The organism is Allobosea sp. Leaf344, assembly GCF_001426225.1.
GTDB lineage: Bacteria > Pseudomonadota > Alphaproteobacteria > Rhizobiales > Beijerinckiaceae > Allobosea.
Map to the genome: position 1 here is coordinate 48,050 of NZ_LMRT01000001.1, position 16,401 is coordinate 64,450.

The 16,401-nt window shown below is 69.5% G+C and carries 16 protein-coding genes; 4 read left to right on the plus strand and 12 right to left on the minus strand.

Going from position 1 to position 16,401, the window contains the following annotated elements; genetic code table 11:
* Positions 1–11: 11 nt before the first annotated feature.
* Positions 12–863 carry an SDR family NAD(P)-dependent oxidoreductase gene (locus ASG72_RS00210; RefSeq protein ID WP_082539963.1) on the minus strand — a complete coding sequence of 284 codons (852 nt, stop codon included), beginning with the start codon at positions 861–863 and terminating at the stop codon, positions 12–14.
* The gene (locus tag ASG72_RS00215; protein WP_056707311.1) at positions 860–2,635 is read right to left on the minus strand and encodes an acyl-CoA dehydrogenase; all 1,776 of its coding nucleotides are present in this window, start codon (positions 2,633–2,635) and stop codon (positions 860–862) included. Before ASG72_RS00215 ends, ASG72_RS00210 begins: the two co-directional genes overlap by 4 nt.
* A gap of 169 nt (positions 2,636–2,804) precedes the next feature.
* Here ASG72_RS00215 and ASG72_RS00220 point away from each other — a divergent pair, with 169 nt between their 5' ends.
* Together ASG72_RS00220 and ASG72_RS00225 are read left to right on the plus strand one after the other, a co-directional pair.
* A complete protein-coding gene (locus tag ASG72_RS00220) occupies positions 2,805–3,782 on the plus strand; it encodes an L-threonylcarbamoyladenylate synthase (RefSeq protein WP_056707314.1) in 978 nt (325 codons plus the stop codon).
* Between the two features lie 78 nt (positions 3,783–3,860).
* Positions 3,861–4,766, plus strand: a complete 906-nt coding sequence (locus ASG72_RS00225) for a LysR family transcriptional regulator (RefSeq protein ID WP_056707317.1) — start codon at positions 3,861–3,863, stop codon at positions 4,764–4,766.
* 70 nt (positions 4,767–4,836) lie between these two features.
* Here the strand turns inward: ASG72_RS00225 and ASG72_RS00230 are convergent, their stop codons facing one another.
* A complete protein-coding gene (locus tag ASG72_RS00230; protein ID WP_056707320.1) occupies positions 4,837–5,823 on the minus strand; it encodes an MDR family oxidoreductase in 987 nt (328 codons plus the stop codon).
* A gap of 84 nt (positions 5,824–5,907) precedes the next feature.
* Positions 5,908–7,143, minus strand: a complete 1,236-nt coding sequence (locus ASG72_RS00235) for an MFS transporter (protein ID WP_056707323.1) — start codon at positions 7,141–7,143, stop codon at positions 5,908–5,910.
* A gap of 339 nt (positions 7,144–7,482) precedes the next feature.
* On the opposite strand from ASG72_RS00235, the gene ASG72_RS00240 reads away from it, so the two are divergent.
* Positions 7,483–8,718, plus strand: coding sequence for a cell wall hydrolase (locus ASG72_RS00240; protein WP_056707326.1), 1,236 nt, complete (start codon positions 7,483–7,485; stop codon positions 8,716–8,718).
* Positions 8,719–8,850: 132 nt separating this feature from the next.
* Here ASG72_RS00240 and efeO read toward each other — a convergent pair whose 3' ends face one another.
* The 4 genes from efeO to efeU form a co-directional block, all read right to left on the minus strand.
* A complete protein-coding gene (gene efeO / locus ASG72_RS00245; RefSeq protein ID WP_056707330.1) occupies positions 8,851–9,690 on the minus strand; it encodes an iron uptake system protein EfeO in 840 nt (279 codons plus the stop codon).
* A gap of 3 nt (positions 9,691–9,693) precedes the next feature.
* Complete coding sequence (gene efeB / locus ASG72_RS00250; RefSeq protein WP_056707334.1) at positions 9,694–10,980, minus strand: iron uptake transporter deferrochelatase/peroxidase subunit; 1,287 nt, start codon at positions 10,978–10,980, stop codon at positions 9,694–9,696.
* Positions 10,981–10,982: 2 nt separating this feature from the next.
* The gene (locus ASG72_RS21375) at positions 10,983–11,849 is read right to left on the minus strand and encodes a cupredoxin domain-containing protein (protein WP_162246171.1); all 867 of its coding nucleotides are present in this window, start codon (positions 11,847–11,849) and stop codon (positions 10,983–10,985) included.
* A gap of 91 nt (positions 11,850–11,940) precedes the next feature.
* The gene (gene efeU / locus ASG72_RS00260; protein ID WP_056709804.1) at positions 11,941–12,780 is read right to left on the minus strand and encodes an iron uptake transporter permease EfeU; all 840 of its coding nucleotides are present in this window, start codon (positions 12,778–12,780) and stop codon (positions 11,941–11,943) included.
* Positions 12,781–13,198: 418 nt separating this feature from the next.
* Between efeU and ASG72_RS00265 the strand changes: the two genes are divergently transcribed.
* Entirely contained in the window at positions 13,199–13,804 is a 606-nt protein-coding gene (locus ASG72_RS00265; RefSeq protein ID WP_056707340.1) for a hypothetical protein, read from the plus strand.
* A gap of 81 nt (positions 13,805–13,885) precedes the next feature.
* Here ASG72_RS00265 and ASG72_RS00270 read toward each other — a convergent pair whose 3' ends face one another.
* The 4 genes from ASG72_RS00270 to ASG72_RS00285 form a co-directional block, all read right to left on the minus strand.
* Positions 13,886–14,158, minus strand: a complete 273-nt coding sequence (locus ASG72_RS00270) for a hypothetical protein (RefSeq protein WP_056707343.1) — start codon at positions 14,156–14,158, stop codon at positions 13,886–13,888.
* A gap of 3 nt (positions 14,159–14,161) precedes the next feature.
* The gene (gene infA / locus ASG72_RS00275) at positions 14,162–14,434 is read right to left on the minus strand and encodes a translation initiation factor IF-1 (RefSeq protein ID WP_056707346.1); all 273 of its coding nucleotides are present in this window, start codon (positions 14,432–14,434) and stop codon (positions 14,162–14,164) included.
* 81 nt (positions 14,435–14,515) lie between these two features.
* Positions 14,516–15,952 carry a DEAD/DEAH box helicase gene (locus ASG72_RS00280; protein WP_056707349.1) on the minus strand — a complete coding sequence of 479 codons (1,437 nt, stop codon included), beginning with the start codon at positions 15,950–15,952 and terminating at the stop codon, positions 14,516–14,518.
* A gap of 176 nt (positions 15,953–16,128) precedes the next feature.
* On the minus strand, positions 16,129–16,338 hold the full coding sequence (locus tag ASG72_RS00285) for a cold-shock protein (RefSeq protein WP_056707352.1): 210 nt from the start codon (positions 16,336–16,338) through the stop codon (positions 16,129–16,131).
* Between the last annotated feature and the right edge of the window lie 63 nt (positions 16,339–16,401).

Genomic DNA, 16,401 nt, shown 5'->3' on the forward strand with positions numbered 1-16,401 from the left:
CGCCTCCCCTGTTACTGCGGAATGGTGAAACGGCCGGGCTGGCGGCCGTCGCGATCGGTGAAGCCGTAGATCCTGGCGAGATCGGCGACAGCCAGGGTCTGGCCGCCATAGCGGCCGACGGCCTCGTCGCCGAGCAGCGCCGCGACGCAGCGCCCGGCATAGGCGGGGGTCTCCGTGGTCTGCTCCGCCAGCCCGGCCTCGGCCACGCGTTCGGTCAGGACATGGCCCGGCGAGAGCCCGAGCGCGGTGACGCCGAAGGGCGCGAGCTCATGGCCCATGGCCAGGGTCAGCCGGTTCATCGCGGCCTTGGCGAGATCGTAGAAGACGTCGCCGAGATAGCCCGCGCCGGTGTCGAAGCTGATCGTGACGAAGAGGCCGCGGCGGGCCTGGACCATTGCCGGCGCGACCGCCCGCGCCAGCAGCAATTGCGCATAGACGCCGCTCTCGAAGCCCTGACCGAGACGTGCGACCGGCCGGCGCCAGAACGGGGCTCCGAATGCGGAGCCGTCGCTGTAGAGGCGGCCATCATAGCCCTCATTGCCGCCCCAGACCGCATCGACCACGCAATCGAGCCGGCCGAAGCGGCGCAGCGCCCAGGCGACCAGCATGTCGACGTCGCGCTCGCTGGTATGGTCGCAGCGATAGGGATGACCCTTGCCGCCGGCCGCCTCGACCGCACGGGCGGTGTCCTCGAAGGTCTCGGGGCGCTGATCGGTATGCGGCCCGGCTTCGCTGGAGCGGCCGGTGACGATGACGGTCGCCCCCGCCTCGCCCAGAGCCTGGGCGATGCCGCGGCCGAGTCCGCGCGACGCGCCTGCGACCAGGCAGATGCGGCCGGCCAGCGGGCGCGGGGCCTCGCTCACGCCGCGAAGACCACGTCGGCATCGGCCACGGCGCCTGCCCCCTCGGTCACCGCCAGCTCCAGCGCCGGGGCCTCCGTGACGATCTGCTCGGCATAGAAGCGCGCGGTGGCGAGATGGGCGAGGCCGCCCTCCTCCCCCTTCAGCGCGAGCGCCTTGCGGGCGAGCCCGGTGCCGCCCTGGGCGAGGGCGAAGAGCTTGAGATAGGGCGTCGCGCCGGCGAGCGCGGCACCCTGATCGGCACCCATCGTCTCGAGCATCCAGTCGGTGGCGCGTTCCAGCGCGTCGACCGCGGCCTTCAGCCTGGCGGCGCTGTGGCCGAAGCCCGGCGTATTCGCCTGCTCGACCTGGGCGACGACGCCGCGCATCTCCGCGATCAGCGCCCTGACCGCCGCGCCGCCGGAGAGCGGCAGCTTGCGAAGCACGAGGTCGATCGCCTGGATGCCGTTGGTGCCCTCGTAGATCGTGCAGATGCGCGCGTCGCGCAGATGCTGGGCCGCGCCGGTCTCCTCGACGAAGCCCATGCCGCCATGGACCTGCACGCCGGTGGAGGCGACCTCGATGCCGATATCGGTGGCGTAGGCCTTTGCGACGGGGGTGAGGATGGCGGCGCGTTCGGAGGCCTGCTTGCGCGCCGCCTCGTCGGGCGCGCGGCGCGAGCGGTCGATCGCCTCGGCCAGCACGAAGCACAAAGCGCGGGCGCTCTGGGTCTTGGCGCGCATCTCCATCAGCATGCGGCGCACGTCGGGATGGACGATGATCGGGCTCATCGGCGCGCCCTTGGGGGCGTCGAGCGCCGTGCCCTGGCGGCGGTCCTGCGCGAAGGCCAGAGCCTGCTGATAGGCGCGCTCGGCGATGGCGACGCCCTGCAGCGCCACGTTCAGCCTGGCATTGTTCATCATCGTGAACATGCAGGCGAGGCCGCGATTCTCCTCGCCGATCAGCCAGCCGATGGCCCCGCCCCGATCGCCATAGGCCATGGAGCAGGTCGGCGAGGCGTGGATGCCGAGCTTGTGCTCGATGCCGGAGCAGCGCAGGTCGTTATGCGCGCCGAGCGACCCATCCTCGTTGACCAGGAATTTCGGCACCAGGAACAGCGAGATGCCGCGGGTGCCGGCCGGGGCGTCGGGCAGGCGCGCGAGAACGAGATGCACGATGTTCTCGGTCATGTCGTGCTCGCCATAGGTGATGTAGATCTTCTGGCCGGTGATGCGATAGGTGCCGTCCCCGGCGCGCTCGGCCTTGGTGCGCAGCGCGTTGAGATCGGAGCCCGCCTGCGGCTCGGTCAGGTTCATCGTGCCCATCCATTCGCCCGAGACGAGCTTGGCGAGATAGGTCCGCTTCAGTTGCTCGGAGCCATGCGCCTCCAGCGCCTCGATGGCGCCGACGGTCAGCAGCGGGCCGAGCGCGAAGGCGAGCGCGGCCGAGTTCCACATCTCGGTGCAGGCGGATTGCAGCATGAGCGGCAGGCCCTGCCCACCATGCGCCTCGGGCGCCGGCAGCGCGTTCCAGCCGGCCTGGGCCCAGGCGTGATAGGCCTCCTTCCAGCCGGGCGGGGTGGTGACCGCCCCATCCTTCAGCACGGAGCCGTGCTTGTCGCCGATCCGGTTGAGCGGGGCGATCACGTCCTGCGCGAATTTCGCCGCCTCGTCGAGCACGGCCTCGGTGACGCCGCCCTCCAGCTCCGGCGCCAGCCCATCCGCGACCAGCCGGTCGAGCCCGGCGACATGGCGCAATGTGGCGATGATGTCTTCGACCGGCGCGCGATACTGCATGATCTTCTCCTCCGACGCCCCCGTCGCCGCATCCCGGGCGGGGCTCTCGCTTTTGACGTTGCCGGGATGGTAGCGAGGAACTATCCCCCACGCCACGGAGAGGCTGGGTATCCAGCCCCCGGCGGCATGTCGCAGCCGATTTAGTTTATATGTAAACCATCAGGGGTCAATGCCGTTGCGAGAGCGCGAAACGCCGAGACTGCAGGCGGATGCGGACGGCATCGCACAGGCCGCGGCGCTGCTGCGCGGCGGGGGCCTGGTGGCGATCCCGACCGAGACCGTCTACGGCCTCGCCGCCGATGCGACATCGGGCGAGGCGGTGGCGGGGATCTACGCCGCCAAGGAGCGCCCCAGCTTCAACCCGCTGATCGCGCATCTGCCCGATCTCGCGGCGGCGCGCCGGCAGGGCGTGTTCGATGCGCATGCACTGGCCCTCGCCCGGGCCTTCTGGCCGGGCCCGCTGACGCTGGTCGTGCCGGCCGGCCCCGACTGCACGGTCTGCGATCTCGCGCGGGCGGGTTTGCCGAGCGTGGCGCTGCGCGTGCCGGCGCATCCGGTCGCGCAGGCCGTGCTGCAGGCGGCGGGCCGGCCGATCGCCGCCCCGTCCGCCAATCGCTCCGGCCGGATCAGCGCCACCAGCGCCGCCCATGTGCTGGCCGATCTCGCGGGGCGGATCGATGCCGTGCTCGATGCCGGGCCCTGTGAGGTCGGGGTCGAATCGACGATCGTCTCCTGCCTCGACGGAGCGCCGCGGCTGCTGCGCCCGGGCGGCATCCCGCGCGCCGCGATCGAGGCGGTGATCGGCCGTCCCTTGGTGCTGGCTGGGGAGGCCGGGATGGCGCCGATCTCGCCGGGTCTCCTGGCGTCGCATTATGCGCCGGCGGCCAGGGTCAGGCTGGAGGCCGAGGCGCCGCGGGCCGGGGAAGCCTGGCTCGGCTTCGGCCCCGAACCCGATGCCGCGCTGCCCGAGGAATCGCTGAACCTCAGCCCGGCGGGCGATCTCAGGGAGGCGGCTTCCCGGCTCTTCGGCCATCTCCGCCGGCTCGACGCGATGGGGCCTGCGATCATCGCCGTAGCCGCCATCCCGCAGGAGGGGCTGGGCGAGGCGATCAACGACCGTCTGGCCCGCGCCGCCGCCCCGCGCTGAACGCGACGGCCGACGGCAAAGACTCGCTTGCAACCTCGCAAGATTTCGGCATGGTCACGGCCAGGTCGAGAGGTGACGATGCACAATAACCTGGCTTGGGACGATTTCCGCCTGATCAAGGCCATTGCCGATCATGATGGTCTGACCGGGGCGGCCCATGCGCTCAACGTCAATCATTCCACCGTGTTCAGGCGGCTGGGGCAGATCGAGGAGCAGCTCGGCCTGCCGCTCTTCGAACGCCGGAAGACCGGCTATGTCGCCACCGTGGCCGGCACCGAGATGGCGGCGCTGGCGGCGCGGATGGAGGAGGACGTCACGGCCTTCGGGCGCAAGCTCGCCGGCCGCGACGTGGCACCCTCCGGCGAATTGCGCGTCACCACCACCGATACTTTGTATCTCAACGTGCTGCTGCCGATCTTCGCCGCCTTCCGCGCCGCGCATCCGCTGATCCGGCTCGACGTCGTGATCGGCAACCAGACGCTCAACCTGTCGAAACGCGACGCCGACATCGCGATTCGCGCCAGCGACACCCCCGGCGAGACGCTGGTCGGGCGCCGCATCGCGACGCTGACCTGGGCCATCTACGGCCGGGCCGAGCAGGGGCTGAGCCCGGACGAGCAGGCGGATCCGAAGGCGCTGTTCCAGCGCGACTGGGTCGCCCTCGGCGATCAGCTCAGCCATGTCAAAGCGGCGCGCTATGTCCGCGACCATGTCGATCCGCAGCGGATCGCGCTGCGCAGTTCGGCCGTGCTCGGGCTGACCGAGGCGGTCGAGCAGGGGCTGGGCATCGGCCCCCTGCCCTGTTTCATCGCCGATCAGCGCCCTGGCCTGATCCGGCTGATGCCGCCCGATCCGGATTTCTCGACCGGGCTGTGGATCCTCACCCATCCCGACATCCGCAACGCCCCGCGCGTGCGCGCCTTCATGGATTTCTGCGGCAACGAGCTGGCCAAGCGCCGCGGGCTGATCGAAGGCGAGGGCTAGCCGCGGGCCGGAGCGAGAGCGCGTCTTCGCCGCGCAGCCGGCGCTCAGGCCGGCCGCGTGGGCCTCTCCCTCACCCGATCTCGACCACGACGCGGCCCCTGACCTTGCCGTCCAGGATCGCGCGTCCTGTCTCGGGGACATCGGCTAACGGAATCAGCGTGGTCATCAGCGCGAGTTTGTCGCGGTCCAGGCCGCTCGCCAGGCGCTGCCAGGCCTCCAGCCGTCGCGGCTTCGGGCACATCACGGAATCGATGCCGAGCAGCGCCACGCCCCGCAGGATGAAGGGCGCGACCGAGGCCGGCAGATCCAGCCCCTGCGCCAGGCCGCAAGCCGCGATGGCGCCGCCATAGCGGGTCATCGACAGGAGATTGGCCAAGGTGTGCGAGCCCACCGCGTCGACGCCGGCGATCCAGCGCTCCTTGCCGAGCGGGCGGCCCGGCGCGGAGAGTTCGGCGCGGTCGATGATCTCGGCGGCGCCGAGTTCCTTGAGGTAATCGGCCTCCTCCGCGCGCCCGGTCGAGGCGATGACATGCCAGCCCGCCTTGGCGAGCAGCGCGATGGCGATCGAGCCGACGCCACCGGCCGCACCCGTGACCACGACAGGGCCGTCGGTGGGGCGCAGCCCATATCTCTCCAGCGCCAGCACGCAGAGCATGGCGGTGTAGCCGGCGGTGCCGATGGCCATGGCCTCGTCGGGATTCATGCCTTCCGGCAGCGGCACCAGCCAATCGCCTTTGACGCGGCTCTTCTGCGCATAGGCGCCGAGATGCGTCTCGCCCGTCCCCCAGCCGTTCAGGATCACGAGATCGCCCGGCTTGAAATCGGGATGCTCGGAGCTTTCCACCCGGCCGGCGAAATCGATGCCCGGGATCATCGGCCAGCGGCGGACCACCGGCGCCCGCCCGGTCAGCGCGAGCCCATCCTTGTAGTTGACGGTGGAATGGGTGACGCGGACCGTGACGTCGCCCTCCATCAGATCGGCTTCGGCGAAGTCGCGGAAGGCGAGTTCGGTGCCCGTCTCGCCCTTGCTGGCGACCAGCGCCTTGAATGTCGACATGATCGGTTCCTCCTGGACCGGACTGTCGCAAATCCGGCCCGGCTCACGCAACGTCTATCGCAGGGGGAACCGACCGTCGCGCGGTCAGGCAGGCTGCGGGGCCGGCAGCGGCCGGTCGACCGGGCGCTCGACGATCGGCAGGTTGATCAGCGCGGAGAGAATGCCGAGTCCGATCGAGAGCCACCAGACGATGGTGTAGGAGCCGAACGCCTCATAGAGCACGCCGCCGAGCAGCACGCCGAGGAATCCGCCAACCTGATGCGAGAAGAAGGCGAAGCCATAGAGCATCGCCATGTATTTCGTGCCGAACATCAGCATCACCAGCGAGGAGGTCGGCGGCACGGTGGAGAGCCAGAACAGGCCAATGACCACGCCGAACAGCATCGCCGTCGCCGGGCTGGGCGGCAGCATGATGAAGGCCAGGATGGCGACGGAGCGGCCGAAATAGATCCAGGCCAGCAGATGGCGCTTGGGCATGCGCGAGGACAGCCAGCCCGAGGAGAGCGAGCCGACGGCATTGGACAGGCCGATGACGGCGAGCGTCCAGCCGCCGACCCAGGCGGGCATGCCGACATCCTTGAGATAGGCCGGCATATGGGCGGTGATGAAGGCGAGCTGGAAGCCGCAGGTGAAGAAGCCGAGCACCAGCAGCACATAGGAGCGGTGCTTGAAGGCCTCGCTCAGCGCCTGCGCCACCGACTGGTTCGGCAGATTGGCCGCCGAGACCGGCTGGGCCTGGCCCTTGCGGGTCCCCAGCACCACGGTCAGCGGCATCACCAGCAGCACCGACAGGGCGAAGACGTAAAGCGCCTGATGCCAGCCGATCTGCTCGATCAGGATATTGCCGATCGGCGGGAACAGGAACTGGCCGAAGGAGCCGGCGGCGGTGCCGGCGCCGAAGGCCATGGGGCGCCAGGATTCCGGCAGCAGCTTGCCGAAGGCGGCGAGGACGAGGTTGAAGGAGCAGGCGGAGAGCCCGAAGCCGATCAGCACGCCGGCGCCCATATGCATGGCGAGCGGGGTGGTGGCGACGCCCATGGTGACGAGGCCGAGCGCATAGAGCACGGCGCCGAAGCAGAGCACGCGGATGGTGCCGAAACGGTCGGCGACCGCGCCGGCGAAGGGTGCGCCCAGGCCCCAGAGCAGGTTCTGGATGGCGATGGCGAGGCTGAAGGTGTCGCGGCCCCAGCCGAATTCCAGCGTCATCGGGATCTGGAACAGCCCGGCGCTGGCGCGCGGCCCGAAGGTGATCAGGGCGATCAGGCAGCCGCCGGCGACGATGATCTCCGGAGCATAGCCCCGCTTGGCGGCAATGGTCATGGATCGGTCTCCGCGGCGCTCGCGCCGGATTGGGAAGCGGCCGCAAAATAGCGACAGACTCATCACGATCTCTAATGCCAATTGGTGAGATCGCGCATCACAAACCTGCATGGACGCAAGCCGCCCTTTCAGTCCTTCGCTGCGGCTGTGCCAGTTTCCGCCAGCCCGCGCGACGGCTCATTAACCCCGGCTCAACCCTACCGAAGCCATAACGGAATTCTGCGCTTGCGATCCTCGATCCGGTCGCGCTGCGTGGCTGTCGATGGTCGAGTGGGTGTCAGTCAGGTGCGTCTTCGCAAACGGACAAGGCGGATCGGGTCGGTCGGGCTGAAATGGGCCGTGGCCACGGTCGCGCCCTGGGCGCTGTCGATGGGGCTGCTCGTCTCCTTCACCGCCTCCGCCGGCCAGAATTACGACGGCCCCGGCCTGCCCTATTCGCTGGTCCACCGCACGCCGCCGGCCTTCGCCTCGGCTCTGCCGGAAGGTCCCTCGCTGCTCATCGCCGCCAGCTCCTTCCGCCTGCCGGGCCTCGCGCTGCAATCCTCCTTCCGCCAGGCGCATCTCTCCTTTTCCGACCCGGAACGGGTGATCGCCATCGATCCGCGCCAGCCGCGCGAGGATCTGAAGCGCGCCGCCAAGAGCTTTCCGGAGGTCAATCGCAGCGCCAAGAGCGACCCGCTGCCCGGGCTGCGGCCGAGCCTGACCGGGCGTTTCCCGGGCGAGTTGGAGCAGGTCGTGTTCGGCGACACGCAGCCGAAGCTGATCTCGGCGGGCTTCACCCGCCCCGCCCCCGACGCCGAGCCGGGACAGGAGCTGCAGATCGGCTTCGTGCCCTATGCCAATGACCAGGGCCTGACCGATCCGGCCGCCTCCGACGCCTCGCCGCATGCGCTGCGCCCGCTGATCACCTCGCCGCGCCAGGCCGAGCTCTATCTCGAAAGCGTCGACGGCTCGACGCCGTCGGTCTCGCTGCGCTCCGCCTCGACCTCCAGCACGCCTTCGGTGACCTATAATGTCGCGACCCTGGCGCCCGTCAGCGCGCCGCTGCAGGTGTCGCTGGTGCGGCCGGAAGGGCTCGCCAAGACGCCGAATACGGGCAGCAGCGCCATCCGCAAGCAGGGCGACACGGGCCGCGAGATCTATACCGGCCTGATCCAGCCCGAGCAGATGGCGCGCGAGCAGCGCTGCCTGGCGGAAGCGGTGTATTTCGAAGCCCGCTCGGAATCGGATGAGGGCCGCGCCGCGGTGGCGCAGGTGGTGCTGAACCGCGTCAAGAGCCCGCTCTACCCCAACACCGTCTGCGGCGTCGTCTACCAGAACAGCAACCGGCACCTCGCCTGCCAGTTCACCTTCACCTGCGAAGGCAAATCCCTGCGCATCACCGAGCCCGGCCCCTGGCGCGACGCGGTCCGCATCGCCCGCGAGGTCTATGAAGGCACGACCTATCTCAGCGAAGTCGGCGCCTCGACCCATTACCACGCCAATTACGTCAGGCCGTATTGGGCCAAGAAGCTCAAGAAGATGGACACGATCGGCCAGCACATCTTCTACAAGCTGAAGCCGGGGCAGACATAAGACGGCGGGTCCCGACCGCATAGGACGGGGCGCGCCCGGCGCATGAGGCGACACCCCCGCCCGCCCGGGCCGCGGGATGCGCGCCCGGAGCCGGTCGCGCATCCTCGCCGTCCTGGCGACACCCGCCTCGCCTCAGTCCAGCCCCAGCGTCCCGCGCAGCTTCGACAGATCCTCGGCCAGCGCATTCACAGGGCCGCGCATCGCGTTGCGGTGCTTCTGGGTGACCTTCTCATAGCTGACGAAGCCGCCGCCCGGCGCCGCATAGCTCTCCAGCAACTTGTCGACCTTGGCGAAATTGGCGTCGATGCGCTTGACCAGCTTCGGCGCTTCCCGCGTCGTCAGCGGGCGCAGCAGCTCGTGGATCTTGCGGGCGCCTTCGACATTGGCGTGGAAATCCCAGAGATCGGTGCGGCTGTAGCGGTCCTCCTCACCCGAGATCTTGGTCTTGGCGACCTCCTCGATCAAGGCGGCGGCACCGCCCACCACCTTTTCCGGCGGCACGGTCAGCGTCTTGATGCGGCCCTCGAGCTCCCGGATATCGGCGATCAGCCTGTCGGCGATCGGGCCGAGGCCCTCCGTCGAATTCTTGGCAAATAGCCCGTATTCCAGCCGGTGGAACCCGCTGAAGGCGGGATCGGCCTCCTTCTTCTCGAAATCATCGGCGCGCACGTCGATGCTCTTGTCGAGATCGGAGAAGAGCTCCGCGATCGGCTCGATGCGCTCGTAATGCACGCGCGCCGGCGCGTAGAGCGCCTTGGCCCTGGCGAGATCGCCCGCCTTGATCGCGTCGACGAAGCCTTGCGTCTTGTCGCGCAGCGCCTGCGTCTCCTGCGTCACCCAGATCTTGTAATCGGCGATCGGGGCGACGAGATCGCCCGGCGCGACCTTGGCGGCGAGCGGCCCGGCCAGCAGCGCGCCGGCGATGAGCAGCGCCGCCGGCAGGGCCCGGCTCAGGAAACGGAAATCGGACATGGCTTAGCCTTCCTTCTGGGTGGGGAGTGCGCTGATGCCGGCCTCGCGCAGCAAAGTGTCGCCGAGGATGGCATCGGGGCCTTGGACGCCCGGCAGGGCGAAGAAATACCCGCCGCCGAAGGGCTTGATGTATTCCTCGAGCGGCTCGCCGTTCAGGCGCTGCTGCACGGCGACGAAGCCGTCGCGCAGGCTGTTCTGGTAGCAGATGAAGAGCAGCCCCATATCGAGCTGGCCCGAGAGCGTCGCGCCGTTGGAGTAGTTGAAGGCGCGGCGGATCAGCGGCGAGGCCAGGCCGCGGCGGCCATCGGGATTGGCCAGGCGGATATGCGCATCGAGCGGGATGCGGGCGCCGCCGGGATCGTCGGCATAGGCGGGATCGTCGAATTCGTCGCTGCGGCCGAGCGGGGCGCCGCTGTCGCGCTGGCGGCCGAAGATCGCCTGCTGCTCGCCGAGCGGGGTGCGGTCCCAGCGCTCGACATAATTGCGGATCAGCCGCACGACCTGATAGGAGCCGCCCGCCATCCAGCCCGGCCCATCGCACCAGACGATCCGCGCCATCTCCGCCGCATCGGCGATGTCGGGATTGGCGGTGCCGTCCTTGAAGCCGAGCAGATTGCGCCCGGCGCCGATCGGCTTGCTGCGGCGCTGGCCATGGGTCGAGGCGAAGCCTTCCTGCTTCCAGCGCAGCGAGAGCGTATCCGGCGTGTGCTTGATGATGTCGCGCAGCGCGTGCAGCGTCTCCTCCGGCGTCTCGGCGCAGAGCTGCAGCAGGAGATCGCCATGGCAGCGCTCCGCCTCCAGCGCATCATTGGGAAAATCCGGCATGGCGACGAGTTCGGGCGGACACAGCCTGCCCAAGCCGAAGCGCTCGTCGAAGAACGAGGCGCCGACCGAGACGGTGACCGTCAGCCGCTCCGGCTTGATCTCGGGACCGAGAATCCCGGAATCCGCCGGCGGGAAGCGCGGGTCGAGCTCGGGCGGGCGCCCGCCCTGGGTGAGGAACCGCGCCCGATCCGTCAGCAAGGCGAAGAGCTCCCGCAATTCGCCGCGGCTCTCGACCAGGAGATCGAAGGCCGCGACGAGGCCGGCATAGGGCTGCGGCGTGGCGATCCCGGCCTGATGCACCCCTTCGAACGGGATCAGGAGCGGCGCTTCCGCCGGTGCCGGTGGCTGGGCCTGCGCCTGCGCCTGCGCCTGCCCGCCCGACGGCAGGGCCGCGGCGGCGGCCAGGCCGGCGGCACCGGCCAGCAGGTGGCGGCGCGCGGGGGAGCGGGGCTGGTCGCGGTCCATGCTCAGCCGAGCCCCAGCACGCCCGGCAGCCGGGCGAGATCGCCCGCCAGAGCCAGGGAGGCCTGTTCCAGCGGCGCCTGCGCCTGGACCGCGAGGGCCAGCGCCGCGAGCTGCCGATCGAGCTGTTCGCCGAGCGCCGGATCCGCCCGCTTCACCAGCGGCAGGAGATGCCCGGCCGGGGCGGTGATCGCCACCAGCAGGGCGGCGGCCTCGGCCGCATCGGCCGCAGCGAGGCGCCGCGCCGTATCCGCCAGCCCGCGCAAAAGCTCCTGAGGCGCGGGTGAGAGCCCCCGGATCGCCACGGCATAGGCCGCGGCCGCCGCGCCCGGATCGCCATCGGGGCGGGCCAGCGCCGCCTGCAGCGCCTGCGCCTGTGGCGCCGCCAGCCGTTCGAGAGGGGCGAGATGCAGCAGCGCCGCGCGGGATGACGCGCGGTCCTTCGCCGCCACCGCCCGGGTGAGATCGTCCAGCGCCTGCAGCGTCCAGATCCGGTATTCGGCCGAGAGCCCGATCAGCTCGGCGGCGCCGGGTCGCGCCGCCGCGGGCATGGTCCCGCCGGCCGGGTTCAGCACGGTGAGCTTGCCGCGCGGATTGCTCAGCAGTCCGCAGGTGACCTCATAGGCGCCGGGTGCGAGGTTCGTCGTCAGCCGCTGCTTGAAGCCCGGCGCGATGTTCTCGCGCTCGTCGACGATCATCACCCCCTTCAGGATCTCCCATTCCAGAGCGCGGCTGCTGCGATTGGTGATCAGGAAGGTGACCCGGCCGGCCGGCACGGTCAGCTCATTGGGCTCGCAACCCTTGGCGGTGACCGTGACGGGCACGAGCGGAGGGTCGGCCGCGAGGGCCGGGGCGATGCCGGAGGCTGCCATGAGGGCCAGGGTCGCGACGAGCGAGGCCAGGACGGATGTGCGCGAGCTTCGGGAGCGCGAGCTTCGGGCGCGCGCGGCATGCAAACCGAGATCAGGCATTCTGCACCTTTTCGGCCCTGCGGCCGGCCGCGGCGGGGCGCAGGAACAGCGCCAGTGCGGGAAGGAGAAAAGCGAGATAGAGGAGAAGTTCGCCGAGGCTCGGCGCGTCGCGATAGCCGAACAGCCCGGCCAGCAGCGTCCCGGCGAGGCTGTCGAGCGGCAGGATCTCGCTGAGATCATAGGCGGTGGCCTGGAGCCCGTTCCACAGCCCGGCCTCATGGGCGGACCGCAGCGCGCCGGCCAAAAGCCCCGCCGCCACGAACAGGATCAGCACCCCGGTCCAGCGGAAGAAGCGCCGCAGATCGAGCCGGCGGCCGAAGCGAAACACCGCGACGCCGATCGCCACCGCCGCGAGCAGGCCGAGGCAGGCGCCGATCGCAGGCTGCCAGCCGAGATCCTCCTGCGAGAAGGCGGCCATCAGGAAAACCACGGATTCCAGCCCCTCCCGCGCCACGGCGAGGAAGGCCATCCCGGCCAGAGCGAGGCCGCCGCCCTCGGCGCGCGACAGCGCCTCGTCGACCCGGCCATGCAGCCGCGCCTTGATCGACTGCGCGGCCTCGCGCATCCAGAACACCATCAAGGTGAGGATGATCGCGGCCAGCAGGCCGACCGCCGCCTCGAACAGCTCCTGCGCCTTCTGCGGGAACTCGGCCGCGGCCCGGTGCAGCTTCAGCCCGGTGGCGAGGCAGAGCAGGCAGGCGGCGCCGACGCCCAGCCACACGGCGTTCAGGGCCCGGCCACGCCCCGTCTGCACGAGGTAGCTCGCGATGATGCCGACGATCAGCGCCGCCTCGACGCCTTCGCGCAACATGATCAGGAAGGGAACGAACATCGGCGCCATCCTCCTGCGCGTGCAGGACTGCCGTTTGGGCAGATTCGGCGTTCTTATAGTATCGCTCGATCGACAACTCAAATCATTTAGTTTATAGCTTTTATAATGAAAGTATTCATGGTCGGCGCCCGTCTCGGCCGTTCGCGATGGCGCGGCCCGAGCGATACGTGGAGCGCGCCGATCTCAGCCGCCCCGGGGCCGGCCACGGCCCGGCTGCAGAAAGCGCCCTCGAAAGCGGGCGGATCGCTCAAATGCGAGCGAAGCCCTGCACGCATTTTCAATCTGCATGAACAGTGCGCTCGGATGCGAAATGGTTAATTTTACCTTGTTTCGCTGTTTACCTTGCGTTCATCACGTGGCTGCGGCTTTCTGGCCTGGCAGGCGATGCATGGACATCGCGAGGTGAGGTCGACAGGACATGAAGCGCATCGCCATCACAGCCTCGGCTCTCAGCGCCGTGTTCACGCTCGGCACCGCCGCTGCCCAGGCCGGGTGCTATGGCGCCTCCTGCCGCCCCGCCCCCTGCCAGGGCAAGGCCTGCTACACCCTCGTGCAGACGCCGCCGGTCTATGGCTCCGTCGCCGAAACCTATCTGGCGCGGCCCGAGCAGATCCAGTCCGAGGTGGTCCCGGCGCAATACGAGACCCTGACCGAGACGGTGATGATCCATCCGGCGCGCAAGGTCGCCCATCATCGCCCGGCGCAATATGAAATGGTCTCGGAGAAGGTTTTGCTGTCCCCCGGCGGCAAGCGCTGGGAGGTCCGCCGCGACGCCCATGGCCGCATGGTCGGCTGCTGGGTCGAGACGCCCGCGCAATATGGCTATCAGCAGCGCAGGGTGGAGATCGCTCCCGCCAGCGTCGCCTATGAGATCGTGCCGCCGGTCTATACCCAGCGGCACCGCCGGGTGATGACGACGCCGACCCAGGTCGTGCGCCACAGCATCCCCCCGGTCTACGAGACGCGGCACCGCACGGTGCTGCTGCAGCCCGGCGCCAGTCACTGGGCGCGTGCGGGCTACTGAATTCGACTGCCAGACCCTATCGTCACGGATAGACACCTATCACCCCGGCTTCGGCCGGGGCTTTTTTTGGTCGGGTGCCGATCAGGCCAGACGGCCGGTGACGAGGATGAGCACGCCGAGGCCCATGGCGAAGGCGAGAATGCGCGCTCCCATGCGGATCAGCGCACCGGGCGGCGTCTGCGTGACGTAACCGGCCGCGATTTCGGCGAGGCCCAGCCCGAACAGCAGGAAGATGAAGGGAGGCACGGTGTCCGCGGCCCCGAGCAGCCCCGCCTGGGCGGCGAAGCCGACACAGGCGCCGAGGGCTGCGCCGACCGCGACGAGGAGCAATTCGTGGCGGGTCAGCCGGCCCATCGCTCAGCGGCGGCGGAAGTTCTGGTTGCGCGGCGGGACGCCAGGGCCCGGGCCCGCGGTCTTCTGACGGAAATTGATGCGGCCGCGGTCGAGATCATAGGGCGACATCTCGACGACGACGCGGTCGCCGGCGATGGTCCGGATGCGGTTCTTCTTCATCTTGCCGGCGGCATAGGCCAGGATGATGTGCTCATTGTCGAGCTTCACCCGGTAATTGCCGTCGGGCAGCACCTCGACCACGGTGCCGTCGAATTCGAGCAGTTCTTCTTTAGCCATGCGTTCGTCCTTCGTGTGCCCAGAGGCGCTTGGACCGGACGGGCACGAGGGCCGATCCGGTCCGGCTTGACGGAAAGCGCGTCAGTTCGCGCGCCGCCGGGCGCCGTTGGTGCGTCGTTGATCTGTTCTTTGCTGCAAGAAAGCAACGCCGCCAAGCCCTTCCTTGGCGGGAGCGGAGTCTTTTCGCTGGACGGGCTGCTCGCTGCGGGCCGCGCGTTCGCCGCGCGGCGCCTCGTTGCGCTGGCCGGAGCCGGCGGGCTTGGCGCCCTGGCGCTGGCCGGAGGGCCGGCCATGGTCGCGCCCGGAGCCTCCCTCGCGTCCGCCGCCCTGCTGGCCACGGCCGCCACGGCCCTGGTTCTGCGGGGGCTTCTTCGGGGTGCGCCCGTCCCAATAGGGCACCTCGCCGATCGGCGTGATGGCGACGCGGGTCAACTTCTCGATCGCCGCGAGATCGCCGCGCTCTTCCGGCGTGCAGAAGGCGATGGCCACGCCCGAGGCGCCGGCGCGCGCGGTGCGGCCGATGCGGTGGACATAGGTCTCGGAGACGTTGGGCAGGTCGAAATTCACGACATGGCTGATGCCGTCGACATCGATGCCGCGGGCGGCGATGTCGGTGGCGACCAGGATGCGCAGCTCGCCGTCACGGAAGGCCCCGAGCGCCCGCTCGCGCTGGCCCTGGCTCTTGTTGCCATGGATCGCGGCCGATTTGATGCCGGCGATCTCGAGCTGGCGGACGACCTTGTCGGCGCCGTGCTTGGTGCGGGTGAAGACGATGGCGCGTTCCATCTCGGGAACGCTCAGCGTCTTCGCCAGCAAAGCCGGCTTCTGGCTCGCCTCGGTGAAGATCACGCGCTGGTCGATCTTCTCGGCCGTGGTCGCGACCGGCGCGACCGAAACCTCGACCGGGTCCTTGAGATAGGCCGAGGCGATGTCGCGGATCGGCTTCGGCATGGTCGCCGAGAACAGCAGCGTCTGGCGCTTGGCCGGGATCAGCGTGGCAATCCGGCGCAGCGCGTGGATGAAGCCGAGATCGAGCATCTGGTCGGCTTCGTCGAGCACGAGATATTCGATCTCGCGCAGCGAGACGGCGCGCTGGTCGACGAGGTCGAGCAGGCGGCCCGGCGTCGCGACCAGGATGTCGACATGCTGGCCGAGCGCGCGGATCTGCTTGCCGACCGGCACGCCACCGAAGACCACGGTCGATTTGACCGTCGAGAAGCTGGCATAGGCGCGGATGCTGGTCTCGATCTGGGCTGCCAGCTCGCGCGTCGGCGAGAGGATCAGCGCGCGGACCTGCCTGGTCTCCATCCGGCGCGGATTGGTCAGGAGCCGGTGCAAGAGCGGCAGCGCGAAGGCTGCGGTCTTGCCGGTTCCGGTCTGGGCGGCGCCGAGCAGGTCGCGGCCCTGGAGGATCGGGGGAATCGCCTGGGCCTGGATCGGCGTGGGCGTGGTGTAACCTTCGGCAGCGAGCGCCTTGAGGAGCTGCTCGGCCAGGCCGAGGTCGGTAAATTGTGTCAAAACAGGTCTTTCCGGACGCCGTGACGCAAGGGGCACATGTGGGTATCGGCTGTGCCGCCGGTTTGCGCCCGGCCAATGATCATTTGCTCTTCCCTGCCGGCGAACCGCTAAGCCACAGCGCCGGGAGGTGTCGTCGATGGAGCCGGGCGGGCGGACCCGCCCGGCACTCTGCAGTCTCAGGCGATGGCGAGGTTGCCGGCCGAGGACTTGCCGGTCTTGCGATCGGCGACCAGCTCGTACGAGACGACCTGGCCCTCGACCAGCTCGCGCAGGCCGGCGCGCTCGACGGCGCTGATATGGACGAAGATGTCCTGGCCGCCGTTAGACGGGGTGATGAAGCCATAGCCCTTGGTGGCGTTGAACCACTTGACGGTGCCCTTATCCATGGAAGCTAGTCCTTACGTTTCAGATCCGCGTATGGGTTGTGACCCAAGGCCCGACGCGCGGAC

Excerpts from the sequence above, each read along its gene's own strand:
- ASG72_RS00215 (WP_056707311.1), bottom strand. The coding sequence starts at position 2,635 with ATGCAGTATCGCGCGCCGGTCGAAGACATCATCGCCACATTGCGCCAT.
- ASG72_RS00220 (WP_056707314.1), top strand. The coding sequence starts at position 2,805 with ATGCCGTTGCGAGAGCGCGAAACGCCGAGACTGCAGGCGGATGCGGAC.
- ASG72_RS00225 (WP_056707317.1), top strand. The coding sequence starts at position 3,861 with ATGCACAATAACCTGGCTTGGGACGATTTCCGCCTGATCAAGGCCATT.
- ASG72_RS00230 (WP_056707320.1), bottom strand. The coding sequence starts at position 5,823 with ATGTCGACATTCAAGGCGCTGGTCGCCAGCAAGGGCGAGACGGGCACC.
- ASG72_RS00235 (WP_056707323.1), bottom strand. The coding sequence starts at position 7,143 with ATGACCATTGCCGCCAAGCGGGGCTATGCTCCGGAGATCATCGTCGCC.
- efeO (WP_056707330.1), bottom strand. The coding sequence starts at position 9,690 with ATGTCCGATTTCCGTTTCCTGAGCCGGGCCCTGCCGGCGGCGCTGCTC.
- efeB (WP_056707334.1), bottom strand. The coding sequence starts at position 10,980 with ATGGACCGCGACCAGCCCCGCTCCCCCGCGCGCCGCCACCTGCTGGCC.
- ASG72_RS21375 (WP_162246171.1), bottom strand. The coding sequence starts at position 11,849 with ATGGCAGCCTCCGGCATCGCCCCGGCCCTCGCGGCCGACCCTCCGCTC.
- efeU (WP_056709804.1), bottom strand. The coding sequence starts at position 12,780 with ATGTTCGTTCCCTTCCTGATCATGTTGCGCGAAGGCGTCGAGGCGGCG.
- ASG72_RS00265 (WP_056707340.1), top strand. The coding sequence starts at position 13,199 with ATGAAGCGCATCGCCATCACAGCCTCGGCTCTCAGCGCCGTGTTCACG.
- ASG72_RS00270 (WP_056707343.1), bottom strand. The coding sequence starts at position 14,158 with ATGGGCCGGCTGACCCGCCACGAATTGCTCCTCGTCGCGGTCGGCGCA.
- infA (WP_056707346.1), bottom strand. The coding sequence starts at position 14,434 with ATGGCTAAAGAAGAACTGCTCGAATTCGACGGCACCGTGGTCGAGGTG.
- ASG72_RS00285 (WP_056707352.1), bottom strand. The coding sequence starts at position 16,338 with ATGGATAAGGGCACCGTCAAGTGGTTCAACGCCACCAAGGGCTATGGC.